The organism is Flavobacterium gossypii, from assembly GCF_014138495.1.
Taxonomy (GTDB): Bacteria; Bacteroidota; Bacteroidia; order Flavobacteriales; family Flavobacteriaceae; genus Flavobacterium; species Flavobacterium endophyticum.
Genome location: NZ_JACJIS010000001.1, coordinates 396,037 through 409,200, shown reverse-complemented (window position 1 = coordinate 409,200; position 13,164 = coordinate 396,037). Strand labels below are relative to the sequence as shown.

13 protein-coding genes are annotated in these 13,164 nt (G+C 40.9%); 11 read left to right on the top strand and 2 right to left on the bottom strand.

Features of this window, described 5'->3' with window-relative positions; all coding sequences use genetic code 11:
- From GGR22_RS01965 to GGR22_RS01920, 10 genes are all read left to right on the top strand, one after another.
- The gene (locus GGR22_RS01965) at positions 1-1,161 is read left to right on the top strand and encodes an FAD-dependent oxidoreductase (RefSeq protein WP_182492350.1); all 1,161 of its coding nucleotides are present in this window, start codon (positions 1-3) and stop codon (positions 1,159-1,161) included.
- A gap of 84 nt (positions 1,162-1,245) precedes the next feature.
- On the top strand, positions 1,246-1,812 hold the full coding sequence (locus GGR22_RS01960) for an AAA family ATPase (RefSeq protein ID WP_182492349.1): 567 nt from the start codon (positions 1,246-1,248) through the stop codon (positions 1,810-1,812).
- Between the two features lie 69 nt (positions 1,813-1,881).
- Entirely contained in the window at positions 1,882-2,409 is a 528-nt protein-coding gene (locus GGR22_RS01955) for a GNAT family N-acetyltransferase (RefSeq protein WP_182492348.1), read from the top strand.
- Positions 2,410-2,436: 27 nt separating this feature from the next.
- Positions 2,437-2,799, top strand: coding sequence for a cupin domain-containing protein (locus GGR22_RS01950; protein ID WP_182492347.1), 363 nt, complete (start codon positions 2,437-2,439; stop codon positions 2,797-2,799).
- 6 nt (positions 2,800-2,805) lie between these two features.
- Entirely contained in the window at positions 2,806-3,687 is an 882-nt protein-coding gene (locus GGR22_RS01945; protein ID WP_182492346.1) for an AadS family aminoglycoside 6-adenylyltransferase, read from the top strand.
- Between the two features lie 64 nt (positions 3,688-3,751).
- A complete protein-coding gene (locus tag GGR22_RS01940; RefSeq protein WP_182492345.1) occupies positions 3,752-4,624 on the top strand; it encodes an alpha/beta hydrolase in 873 nt (290 codons plus the stop codon).
- A gap of 86 nt (positions 4,625-4,710) precedes the next feature.
- Positions 4,711-5,337, top strand: coding sequence for a hypothetical protein (locus tag GGR22_RS01935; RefSeq protein WP_121374721.1), 627 nt, complete (start codon positions 4,711-4,713; stop codon positions 5,335-5,337).
- Positions 5,338-5,468: 131 nt separating this feature from the next.
- Positions 5,469-5,705, top strand: a complete 237-nt coding sequence (locus GGR22_RS01930) for a hypothetical protein (RefSeq protein WP_121374720.1) — start codon at positions 5,469-5,471, stop codon at positions 5,703-5,705.
- 52 nt (positions 5,706-5,757) lie between these two features.
- Complete coding sequence (locus tag GGR22_RS01925; protein ID WP_182492344.1) at positions 5,758-6,762, top strand: T9SS C-terminal target domain-containing protein; 1,005 nt, start codon at positions 5,758-5,760, stop codon at positions 6,760-6,762.
- Between the two features lie 203 nt (positions 6,763-6,965).
- The gene (locus tag GGR22_RS01920) at positions 6,966-7,511 is read left to right on the top strand and encodes a hypothetical protein (RefSeq protein ID WP_121374718.1); all 546 of its coding nucleotides are present in this window, start codon (positions 6,966-6,968) and stop codon (positions 7,509-7,511) included.
- Positions 7,512-7,601: 90 nt separating this feature from the next.
- On the opposite strand, the gene GGR22_RS01915 is transcribed toward GGR22_RS01920, so the two are convergent.
- A complete protein-coding gene (locus GGR22_RS01915) occupies positions 7,602-9,959 on the bottom strand; it encodes a glycosyltransferase (RefSeq protein ID WP_182492343.1) in 2,358 nt (785 codons plus the stop codon).
- 53 nt (positions 9,960-10,012) lie between these two features.
- Positions 10,013-10,276: a hypothetical protein gene (locus tag GGR22_RS01910; RefSeq protein ID WP_121374716.1), complete on the bottom strand. Its 264-nt coding sequence runs from the start codon at positions 10,274-10,276 to the stop codon at positions 10,013-10,015.
- Positions 10,277-10,639: 363 nt separating this feature from the next.
- On the opposite strand from GGR22_RS01910, the gene GGR22_RS01905 reads away from it, so the two are divergent.
- Entirely contained in the window at positions 10,640-12,829 is a 2,190-nt protein-coding gene (locus GGR22_RS01905; protein WP_182492342.1) for a glutamine synthetase III family protein, read from the top strand.
- Positions 12,830-13,164 lie beyond the last annotated feature (335 nt).

The window sequence follows — 13,164 nt, the reverse complement described above, 5'->3', positions numbered from 1 at the left end:
ATGGTACTACAAGACAAAAAGATAGCCATCGTAGGCGGCGGTCCCGGAGGACTCACGCTCGCCAGGCTTTTGCAGCGCAAGGGCGCCAACGTAAAAGTATACGAAAGAGACGCCGGACGGTTTGTAAGAGTACAAGGAGCCACGCTCGACCTGCATGACGACTCAGGACTCAAAGCCCTTAAAGAAGCAGGCCTTATGGATGCCTTTAAGCAAAGCTACCGACCGGGAGCCGACAAGATGCGTATTGCCGACAAGCACGCGCACATCGCTTACGACCAGCACGAAGAAGAAGACAGCCGCACCGACTTTGGCCACGAACACTTCCGTCCCGAGATCGACCGCGGGCCGCTGCGCGACATCCTGCTCGATTCATTAGAGCCCGAAACGGTCGTATGGAACAGCCACATACTGTCGCTACAGCAAGAAGAAAGGGGCTGGACGCTGTTCTTTCAAGACGGTACGACAGCAACGGCCGACCTGGTTATCGGAGCCGACGGCGCCAATTCAAAAATACGTCCCTATCTCACGTCCATCAAGCCGTTCTATTCCGGCATCACTGTCGTAGAAGGGACGCTGTACGAAGCCGAAGAGAACGCGCCCCGTATCTATGAGCTCGTCAAAGGAGGCAAGGTCTTTGCGTTTGGCGACAGCAAATCCTTAATCGTCAGTTCCAAAGGCGACGGCAGCCTGGCTTTCTATACCGGATGCTGGACAGACGAATCTTGGGTACGTGACAGCGGTATCGACTTTAAGGACAGCCAATCGGTAGCCGCCTGGTTTCAAAAAGAATTTTCAGATTGGGATGCGCTCTGGCAAGAGTTAGTAACGGCCAAAGGGACCTCTTTTGTTCCAAGGCCGCAATATTGCATGCCGCTCGACCAGACTTGGGAGGCCCGTGCCGATATGACCTTGCTTGGCGATGCCGCGCACCTTATGCCGCCCTATGCAGGAGAAGGCGTGAACATGGCCATGCTGGATGCTTTAGAACTTAGCGAATGCCTCACGTCGCCAGAATATGCAGACATGACCACTGCCATCGCACACTACGAAAAACAGATGCGCAGCAGGGCCTCGCAGACCGCAAAGATGACTCTCGAACAGACCGATGCCCTGCATTCAGAAGGAGCCATCGACCACATGCTGCGCCTGTTTGAAGAATAAAGAAAACCAAGAAACCTTTGCCGCGGCAAAAAGCCGCTTTTTCCTAACTTTGAAAGCAGTATCAAAAAGACAATACAGATTGATATGAAATTCCAAAACGAACATTTTTACATTCTTACGGGCGGACCGGGGGTAGGCAAGACCGCCGTTTTAGAGGAGCTCCAAAAAAGCGGCTACAGTACCGTGCCCGAAACCGCACGCGCGATCATCAAAGAACAGATAGCCACAGCAGGAGAGGCGCTCCCATGGAAAAACAAGGAACGTTATATGGAACTGATGCTGCTGGCTTCTGTAGAAAGCTATAAAGATGCGGCAGCTGCGGCTAGTCTGTCGCCTCTGTTTTTTGATCGAGGTATTTTAGATGCTTTTTGTTATGCGGCTATCATAGGCAAAGATCCAACGCCCGAGATGCAAGAAATAGCCGCAACCTATCGCTACAGTTCTACCGTTTTTATCTTCCCGCCCTGGAAAGCCATTTATGAAACCGACAGCGAAAGAAAGCAAGACTGGAACGAGGCCGAAGCCACCTTTGAACAGATGAAAAAGACCTATGAAGCCTACGGCTACAAAATCATTGAAGTACCAGAAGGCACTGTTGCAGAAAGGAAAGATTTTATACTGCACCAGATCCACAAGCAAGAACAGAAGTAAGTAAACCGCCCAATCGAGCTTTATTTTTTATAACTTCGTGTTCAGCAAGAAAACGCTGCTAGAGCAAGTATGGAAAGCAAAGAATACATCGTACGAAAAGCACGGCCTTCCGAATTTGAAGAAATCGGAAAGCTGATGGTAGCAACCTATTCGCAGCTCGAAGGTTTTCCAAAACCGTCAGAACAGCCCGACTACTATAAAAAGCTGGCTGCCGTTGGCGAATTTGCCGACAAGCCCAGTGGAACGCTTTTGACAGCCGTTTCTCCTTCAGGAACTATTGAAGGTGGCGTGGTTTATTTTGGCGATATGCAGTACTATGGTTCCGGAGGAACCGCCACGCAGGAAAAACACACTTCAGGATTCAGGCTTTTGGCCGTAAGTCCTTCCGCAAGAGGCAAAGGCATCGGCAAATTGCTGACCGAAGCCTGTATCAATAAAGCCAGAGAAGAAGGCAACAGGCAGATCATCATCCATACGACAATGGCCATGCAGACCGCCTGGAAAATGTATGAACGCATGGGATTCAAAAGATCAGAAGACCTCGATTTTATGCAAGGGGAACTGGCCGTTTACGGATTCAGGATGGTTTTAGAATAAGACACAATAACAAGTCACGGTAACGAAATGGAAAAAGTAAACATAACACAAAAACTTTCCTTATTCAACGATTATTGGAATCCAAGAATTGTCGGAGAGCTGAACGGACAGCACGTCAAGCTGGTCAAGTTTCAAGGAGAATTTGTCTGGCACAAGCACGATAACGAAGACGAGATGTTCATGGTTCTCAGCGGCCAGTTCCAGATGGAATTTCGCGACAAAACTGTAGAATTGAAAGAAAACGAATTCCTGATCGTGCCGCGAGGCGTAGAGCATCGGCCGGTAGCACCGCAAGAAGTCTCTGTCTTGCTTTTTGAGCCCGCAACCACGCTGAATACAGGCGATGCAGAAAACAGCGAACTGACAAAACGCACCCTAGATACCTTATAACCGGCAATGGAAAACAAGCGAGAAATCCAATTGATGGAAATTGTAGACTGGGCGGCCTCCAGTGAGGCTATCAGGGCGGTACTTTTGACCAGTTCGCTCGTGAATCCCTATGCGCCAGTAGACCCGTTCAGCGATTTGGACATTGAGTTTGTCGTAAGCGACATCCAGCAGTTTTTATCAGACGATACTTGGGTTGAAAACTTCGGCAAAAAGATAGCCATGATTGTCGAAAACGAAGAGGCCTTTGAAGGCAGGCACGCCATGCGGATGGTCTTTTATGAAAACTATACCAAGGTAGACTTCAAGATCTATTCTGTAGAAAAGTTTTTAGAAGATGTCGAAGCAGACGAACTCCAAGAAGATTGGGATGTAGGTTATGTCGTGTTATTAGACAAAGACCGCCTTACAAAAAACATGAAGCCGCCTACTTATGAAGCCGTAATGATCCACAAACCTACGGAGCAGGAATTTGCAACGCTGTTTAATGATTTCTGGTGGGACATGACCTACGTAGCCAAATGCCTTTGGCGCGGCGACCTGTTCTACGCCAAGTTCATGTCTGAAGATAACATGCGGACGCAGTACTTCACCACAATAATCGAATGGCACATCGGACTGGAGCACGATTGGAAAGTCTCGACCAATAAAAAAGGAAGGCTGTTTAAAAAATACCTGCCGCCAGTCCTATGGAAAAAAATTGAAGCCACATTTTCTGGCAGCGACATAGAAGACAACTGGCGTGCCCTGTTTGCCTATGCCGATATCGGCTCAGAATTAGGAATCGAGATGGCGAAAAAGCTCGGCTATCCCTATCCGATAGAACTCGAGCAAAACATAAGGACCTATCTGGAGCACGTACGGACCATGAAAAAAAAGGAAGAGCTATAAACACCGCAACGTTCTCTTCAAGATGTTGAAATTAAATCGTTAATTTGAATCAATATATTCGCTTATGAAAAATATAAAGCTACTCTTAGTTGTTTTCTTCCTGCTGTCTGGCCTCGCTTCGCAAGCAGCCAAAGTAGATACGCTAGCCATTCCAAGCACCGCTATGGGAAAAACCTACAACGCGGCGGTAGTCTTGCCGAACTCGTATTCAAAAAGCAAAACGAAATATCCGGTGATGTACCTTCTCCACGGAGCCTACGGACATTTTAGGGACTGGCTGAAAAGCACGCCGAATAAAATGACGGTCAAAGACCTGGCCGATCAATACGATATCATTATCGTGATGCCAGAAGGCGAGACGTTTAGCTTTTATCTCGACAGTCCCGTAAACAAAGGAAGCCAGTTTGAAACTTACATCACCAAAGAAGTCGTCCAGAAAATCGACCAGACCTATAGGACGATCCATGAGAAAAAGGGACGTGTCATCACGGGCCTTTCTATGGGCGGACACGGCGCTTTGTATTTAGCGACAAAACACCCTGACCTATATGCCGCAGCCGGAAGCATGAGCGGCGCCGTCGATATGGGAACCATGAAAAACATGGGCGTAGACGCGCCAGAAAGAATAGACAAACTGATGGAGCCTGTTTTCGGGCCGGAAGGAGCGCCCCAAGAAGTATATGCAGCCCATGCCGTGCTGAATATGGTTGACAAGATGAAGGCAAACGCCCTGCCGCTGATTATTGATTGCGGCGTAGATGATTTCTTGATCGGACCCAACAGAGAATTGCACAGAAGGCTTGTCTACGGCAAAGTGTCTCATGAGTATACCGAACGCCCTGGCGCCCACACTTGGGAATATTGGGAGAATGCACTGCCGTATCATGCTTTGTTCTTTTCAAAAATTTTTAAAGCCAATGGCACTGTAGCACAATAATATAAGAGACAGTAATTTAAAAGACAAAATAAAAAGATTTTTAAAACGTTCTTTCTATACGCTATTAAAACAAGTAAACCCACATAATGAAATTTCTACAAGCAATTGTTCTCTTGATATCGCTTAATGCTATGGCACAAGCGGATATCGGAATCGGAATCGTATCTGTAAAATTGAACGGACAGACGGTACTGAAACTATACGCAGACCCTTATGACAAAGAACCCAAGCACATTCTCGAGTTCTTTAACGATGAAAATACAGAAAGCCTCGACCTGAAAGATTTCGAAAACCATGAAAAATGGCTAAAACCCGAGATATTTGCTATAGAAGACAATCAGCTGATTTTTAGATGCAAGTCGGAAGAACGATTTTGGGTCGAAATAATTGTAAACAACGAAACAGGAGAATCATATTGGCTCAGGAAAACCAAAACAACCGACCTCAATACTTGGGAAGGGTTCTTGAAAGAAATGTTTATGATTTCCCGAAATGATTTTCCGCAAGAAATCAAGACACAGCCCAACGATGAAGCCAAAGAAATCCAATTTGATGGAGACGAATGCTTTCAGGTCAAGACCATGAAAGGCGACTGGATCCAGATCTTCACAGGTCCGCATTGCGACGATGTTGGCGGCGGCAGTCTGAAGTCGGGCTGGATACGATGGAAAGAAGGCAGCAAGTTGCTCATTGATTATTTTTTGACGTCGTAAACTATTAAAGAAATAACAAAAAGGCTTTCAGGATGTATTTCCGAGAGCCTTTTTTTGTTAAAACACTTATGGAGTAGGGGATTCTCTATTTCAAATCCCGTACTTTGTAGTACAAGAATTTTAGCCTCACCATGATCAAAAAACTAAAAGAAGAAATCCTGCTGAAAGACGCTTCCATAAAAAAAGTACAGTTTGACAAGTATTGGTTTTACGACCTGAAAGATGTAGAAGATTATCTGAATGAAGACCTTTCAGAAGTAGAATGCATACACCTGCCTTTTTTAATCGATGAGGTCAGGGTCAACACCAAATGCGCCACGCTAGAAGATATAGAACGTGCAAGAAATAGAGAAGGCAAAACTTTTTAGCCGAACACAATCCATTTCTTTTTCGTTATTTTTATGCGGTAAATAAAAAAACATGAAGACTCTCTGCTGGCTCGTCGTCCTTCTGAATATTGCTTTTACTTTAGGTGCAAGAGCGCAGGTTTCGGGCTGTACAGATCCGCTGTCTAAAAACTATAATCCGCAAGCCACATGGAACGACGGGAGCTGCGACTATAAAAAAGCAAAGATAAAACCCGATTTTTCTAAAAAGCTAGACAAGAAATTGCACGAAACTTCTGGCCTTCTCTTTTGGGATGGAAAACTGTGGACGCAGAATGACGACAAGGATACGGCTCTTTATGCCTTGGACACGATTTCCGGCGAAATACAGCAATCGTATGAATTGAAAAATGTGACAAATAAAGACTGGGAGGAGATTTCGCAGGATAGCAGTTATCTTTATATAGGCGATTTCGGAAACAACTCGGCCGGAAATAGGAAAGACTTACGCATCTTGCGAATTGAAAAGAATTCGCTTTCCGTAAATCCAGTAATTGATACGATTCATTTCAGTTATTCCGACCAGATAGATTTCACGCCTTCAAGAGCCAACAAGACAGAGTATGACGGCGAAGCTTTTATCGTTTCAAAAGACAGCATTTACATTTTTACCAAGCAATGGACATCTCAGAAGACGGCGGTATATTCGCTTCCAAAACTTCCAGGCCAGCACATAGCAAAATTAAAAACAGTACACGATGTAAGAGGATTGATTACCGGAGCTACTTTTTTAGAATCAAAGAATTTGGTCGTCTTATGCGGCTATACCAAACGACTCAAGCCTTTTTTATATCTCTTATACGATTTTAACGGCGCTGATTTTTTTGCCGGAAACAAAAGAAGAATCAAGCTGCGGCTGCCATTCCATCAAGTAGAAGGAGTTGCCACAGAAAACGGATTGCAGTATTACCTGACCAATGAAAATTTCTCCAGAAAGCCTTTTATAAACAAACCTCAAAAATTCCACAAGGTGGATTTGAGTGGTCTTTTGAAAGCATATTTAGAAAAGAAAAAAGAAATAGTTAGAAAGGAAAATTAGTAGTGATTTACTATTTTTTGAAAAAGACGGATTATTTAAGAGAAAATATATTTTTAGTTTATTTAATTAATATGTAATAAGTTACAACCTTTTTAAGGAAAGTAAAACCCAGAGAATCGAATAAAAAAGTATTAAATTTCTCTAAAAACTTTTTTTTGGCTTTATTTTTGGAATACATTTATAAACAAATAAAAAATAACATTATGAAAAGAATATTTTTACTTTTAGCTATTGTCGGAATGACAGCATTACAAAGTTGTACTAACGATGACGACCGTGTTGATAACGACACAATTGCAGAGGTTTTTGAAATCAACCAAAACACAACTTTCAACGCAGGAAACGGTTATAAAATTAACTACTCTTTGCTTCCTCCTATTTTCAATTCAGACATGATTATGATATATAGGCTTTCAGGTACTGCAGGAGGACAAGATGTATGGGAAGCACTTCCACAAACGTATTTCTTTAGCTCTGGAGCTGAGTATTTGCAATATACTTTTGACTTTACTGTAAATTCAATCAATATTTATATTGATAGTAATTTCCCTGCTGAAGAAGAACCAGCATTTTCTGTAAACCAAGTTTTCCGTGTCGTAATTATTCCAGGCTACCTGTCTAACAAAGCAGCAAATTCTGGTAAAGGAGCGACAGCTGCACCTGCAGTTGACCTTAGCGACTACAATGCAGTAATCAAAGCATACGGATTGAATGACAGCAATGTGAAAACATTAGAATCCAGAAAATAATATAGAAATAAAAAAGAGGCTTCGGCCTCTTTTTTTATGCCCATAAAAAAAGCCAGCTAAACAGCTGGCTTTTTTGCAGTGAATTAATAATTAACTCTTTAGAAGCAAAAGTTTTGTTGCTTTTAATTTTTTGCGGAAGTAAATCGTATTTGCATTTCCGAAATAGCGTGCTATTGTCAGTCTGGCCATCAAATAACTCAAAGTAGATTCGGCGCCTTGGTTAAGGTTTACGTTGTTTTCTTCAAGTCCGTCGAAACAGCCGCCCGTACACGGATTGTAAATAATCTGTTTTAGATGATTGTTGCCCAAGAACCAGTTGAAAGCAATTTCCATCTTATTAAGGTATTCTTCATCCTTAAAAATATCATGGAACTTACGCAAGGCTAAGATAGTATACGCCACATCAATTGGCTGTTCTCCATAACTATGCTTGTCTTGCCCTTTAATATGCCAGCTCTTGTTGGAAATTACTTTGATACTGTTATCAGAAAAAGTATTGTCCAGCAAGAAGTCAAAAGATTCTCTTGCAATTTCTTTATATTCTTCTTTATTTGTGACAGCATAAGCACAAAGCAGCGCTTCTGGAAGTACGCTGTTGGCGTAGGTAAGGTAGCTTTCAAACCATTTCCAGTTTATAGAGCTTTCATGCTTGTACATCTGCACGAGCCTGTCGGCAAATATTTTGATGTAGATTTGATTGTCGAGATCTTTCACCTGTCTGTTGAAATAATACAGTCCTTTGATTATAAAAGCCATCGCTCTTGTCGAGTGCATCTTTTCGGTCTGCAGCATGGCTTTCCTGAATAAGGCTTCGGCTTTTTTAGTAAAATTTGAAGGCAGCATAGGAGCCAATGATACCAAATATCCTAAAGCCCATATAGCACGGCCGGAGCTGTCTTCAAGATTTACAGAATTATTCTGAGGCGTGAAATTTTTGTCTACATCCACATAATTCTTGAATTTTCCATCATCGTCGATACAATAGGAAATAAAATTGAGGTAGATGTTGATGTATTTTAAGTCTTCAATATCTCTTGTGAGCTTGTAATCTTGGCACAAAGCAATTAATGCTCTGGCATTGTCGTCAAGCGTATAGCCTGAATTTGGGTCCGGACGGTTTAATTTTGAAAACTGGAACATTCCGAATTCAGTAGTCATCTTTTTAATATGATCCAAGTTGAGTTTCGGATTCCTGTAATGCAATTCTATTTTTCCGCCTGAAACTTTCTGGAACAATACGGCATGTGCCACCGCTGAATTTTCCCAAGCGGTATGCATGATTTTATGAAGACCATTCAGTATCATATTTTTTCGCAAGCCGATGTCGTAAATAAGCAAGTTGACGGCTTCGGCTAATTGTTTGGAATTTCCAAAGTCGAAAGTAAGTCCAGAACCGTCGGCAAGCATTTCTTTGGCATGAGGAATCGGCGTGGAAACAATCGCACAACCACAGCTCATGGCATACGAAAAAGTACCGCTGACAGCTTGGTTTGGGTCTTTAGAAGTGAAAAGATAAATATCGGTTAGCTGCAAATAATCCAGCAATTCATTTAACGGAAGATATTTGTTTACGAACTGCACATGATTTTCAAGTTTCAATTCTTTGATTTTTTGCTGTAAGGAATCGCGATACGATTCTCCTTCATGCAACACAACGCCCGGATGGGTCTTGCCTATAATTAGGAAAAGTACGTCCGGGCTTTTGTTTATAATGTTTGGCAGTGCGTCTAAAGTCGTCTCAATGCTTTTTCCAGAACTAAGAAGTCCGAAAGTAGAAAGCACCTTTCTGCCTTTTACGCCATATTTGGCTTTCAACGCGTTTTTATCGGTATGCGGTACCAAGTGGGTTCCGTGCGGAATCACACTGATTTTTTCAGAAGCTACCGTATAATCTTCTTTAAGGATGGCTTCTGAATTTTTTGTCATTACAATTATAGAATCCGCCCTGTCGAGAATATGCTGTACCTTTTTCTGGAATTCAACATCGGGCCTTGGCAATACCGTATGGAAAACAACCACCAAAGGCTTCTCGATTTCTAATAAGAATGCATTGAAGCTCTCATTGTCCTGAAAAAGCCCGAACTCATGCTGAATTACGACTACCTTAATATTGTCATCATTATTTATAGTTTCTGCAATAGTCCTAAATGAAGCAGGATCAGAAGTATTTAAAGTATATTTTACTTCTTCGTCGGCATACAGATGTTTTTCGTGTTCGTTTTCCAGAGCGCAAACGGTCAAGGAAAAAGAACTTACATATTGATTGTTCAATGCTTTCATCAAATCTTGAGAATAGGTGGCAATGCCACACTCTCTCGGAGGATAGGATGTTATAAATAAGATTTCCGGCAATTGCTCGTCATCTCCAAGCGTATTGACGCGTGATGGAAAGACAAGACTGTCTGATTTTAAGATAGGAGTAGCGGAGTTGTGTGGTAGGTTTTTCATATTCCTTTTCAGTTTTTGGCAGTTCTTATTAGTATAGTTCTCTAGTGATGGATTTATGGATTAACTCGATGCGCCCATTCATTAGCTCTGTCTTTCGCTTTATTAGCCAAAGCTTCACCATCTTCCAAAGCACTATTGAATTCTTTTTTTGCCTTGCGCTGCAATTCGTTCAGTTTGCTTTTGAAGTTGTCTCTTGCCTCAAGGGCTTTTTCAGACAGCTTGTTCTTTTTGGATTTCTTTTTTGCGACTATAAGTCCGACTACAGCTATGGCAGCGACTCCTACGGCAATACCTAAAACTAATTTTTTTGAGCTCATAACGATTATTTTTTAGTGATTAAATATCTTGGATTCTAAAATTAGTTATAAAGTAGTAAAAGTGTATTTGTGTTATGTAATGTTTAACATAATTAACAAATCATTGATTTTTTAGTATTTATTTTGAATTGTTTTTGTTTTTAATGAATATTATATAATTCTTAGATTAAGTTATAAAATTCTGAATGACTAATAATGGTCTTTTAAATGTATGTTTGGTGTTTTTGATATATTTTAGGGGTGTATGGTATGTTATTTTGTAAAATTATAGGTTTGACCCTAAAAAAAATAGGGTAAAAATAATTTCAAGTAATAAAAATTATATCTTTGCATCAAATTAATCAGAAATCTAAAATCACTCTTATGTCGACATTTCGTTTTCAAGCATTAGCACAGACGGCCGGAAGAAAGCCAGTTAAATTTGAAGAACTGGAAAGAAAATCTGCAATTTTTGGCAGCAATGTATTTAATGACAAAGCCATGCGCCAATTTTTAACGCAAGATGCCTATCAAGGTGTAAAAGATGCCATCCAGCACGGAAAAAAAATTGATAGAAAACTAGCGGACTATATTGCTCTTGGAATGAAAGAATGGGCATTGACAAAAGGAGTGACACATTATACGCACTGGTTCCAGCCTTTGACAGGAACAACTGCCGAAAAACATGATGCTTTTTTTGAAACATCGTATGACGGAAGCGATCCAGTTGAAAAATTCGGTGGCGGACAATTAGTACAGCAAGAACCAGATGCTTCTAGCTTTCCGAATGGAGGAATCAGAAATACCTTTGAAGCTAGAGGATATACCGCTTGGGATCCTACATCTCCTGCTTTTATTTTTGGAACGACATTATGTATTCCTACAGTTTTCATCTCCTATACAGGTGAAGCTTTAGATTATAAGACGCCTTTGTTGAGAGCTTTGCACTCTATCGACGAAGCTGCAGCATCTGTTTGCCGCTATTTCGATAAAAACGTAAAGAAAGTCACTGCAACTTTAGGATGGGAACAAGAATATTTCCTTATCGATTCAGCTTTGGCTAATTCTCGTCCAGACATATTAATGACGGGAAGAACATTATTAGGACATACTTCTGCAAAAGGACAGCAATTGGACGACCATTATTTTGGTTCAATTCCGACAAGGGTCCTTACTTATATGAGAGAGTTGGAATACGAATGTATGCTTTTGGGAATTCCAGTAAAAACACGTCACAACGAAGTAGCTCCGAATCAATTTGAGTTGGCTCCGATTTTTGAAGAAACCAATTTGGCTGTAGACCACAATTCATTATTGATGGACGTAATGCAGAAAGTGGCAGAGCGTCATGATTTTAAAGTACTTTTCCACGAGAAGCCATTCAAAGGCGTAAACGGTTCTGGAAAACACAATAACTGGTCTTTGGCTACCGATACTGGAGTAAACTTATTAGGTCCTGGAAAAACGCCGATGAGCAACCTGCAATTCCTGACTTTCTTTATCAATACAATCAAAGCAGTACACACACACGAAGAATTATTGAGAGCTGCAATTGCAACAGCGAGTAACGACCACCGTCTTGGTGCCAACGAAGCGCCTCCTGCAATCATCTCCGTTTTTATCGGTCAGCAATTGACTAAAGTTTTAGAAGAATTAGAAGGTGTTTCTAAAGGAAAACTATCTCCTGAAGAAAAAACCGATCTTAAGTTGAACGTGGTAGGAAAAATTCCAGACGTATTATTAGACAATACAGACAGAAACAGGACGTCGCCATTTGCATTTACAGGAAATAAATTTGAGTTTAGAGCTGTAGGTTCTTCTGCGAACTGCGCGAACGCGATGACTACTTTGAATTCGATCGTTGCAAAACAATTGATTGATTTCAAGAACGAAGTCGATGCCTTGATCGAAGGTAAAGACATGAAGAAAGATGACGCCATCTTCAACGTATTGAGAGAATACATCAAGCAGACAAAAAATATCCTTTTTGAAGGCGACGGTTATAGCGATGCTTGGCAGAAAGAAGCAGCAAAACGAAAATTGAGCAATTTCAAGACAACTCCTGAAGCTTTAAAAGCGAAAGTTTCTAAAAAAGCAATCGAATTGTTCCAAGAATTAGGAGTAATGAACCACGTAGAAGTTGAGGCTCGTTATGAAATCGAAATGGAAGAATACACTAAGAAAATCCAGATTGAAGGAAGAGTTCTTGGTGACATTGCTAGAAATCATGTAGTTCCGACAGCGATTCGCTACCAAAACCTTTTGATCGAAAATGTAAGAGGCCTGAAAGATATCTTTGGTAAAGAATATGAAACGATTGCTAAAGAGCAGATTTCATTAATCAAAGAAATTTCCGGACATATCGAAGGTATCAATACTAAGGTAGAAGAAATGACGGAAGAACGCAAAAAAGCAAACAACCTTCCAGATACAGAAAAAATGGCAATAGCTTATTGCAATAAAGTGAAGCCTTATTTCGAAATCATCAGAGAACACTGCGATAAGCTGGAACTTTTGGTAGATGATGAAATCTGGACACTGACTAAATACAGAGAATTATTATTTACAAAATAATAATAATCTGCTATACACAAACAACACAACAACACAAAAAGCCTGCTTAAATAGCAGGCTTTTTTTATGAAAAATAAGAAACAAGGAGATAACGAATTATTAATAGCAGAAAATTTGTACACTTTAATTTCTACAAAATTGTTTTTTGCAAACAATCTCTTACGAAATAGTTAATCTAATATGATGTAAATATGAATTTTTTAATTATTTTTTTAAAAATGTATTCAAAATGATGTATTTCATCCGATATTTTGCACAATTCATAGAAAAGTTGGTTTTTGACTCGCTTTTCTTGTAGTTCAGATTTTGTTTTTTGTAAAAAAGAAATACCTTTG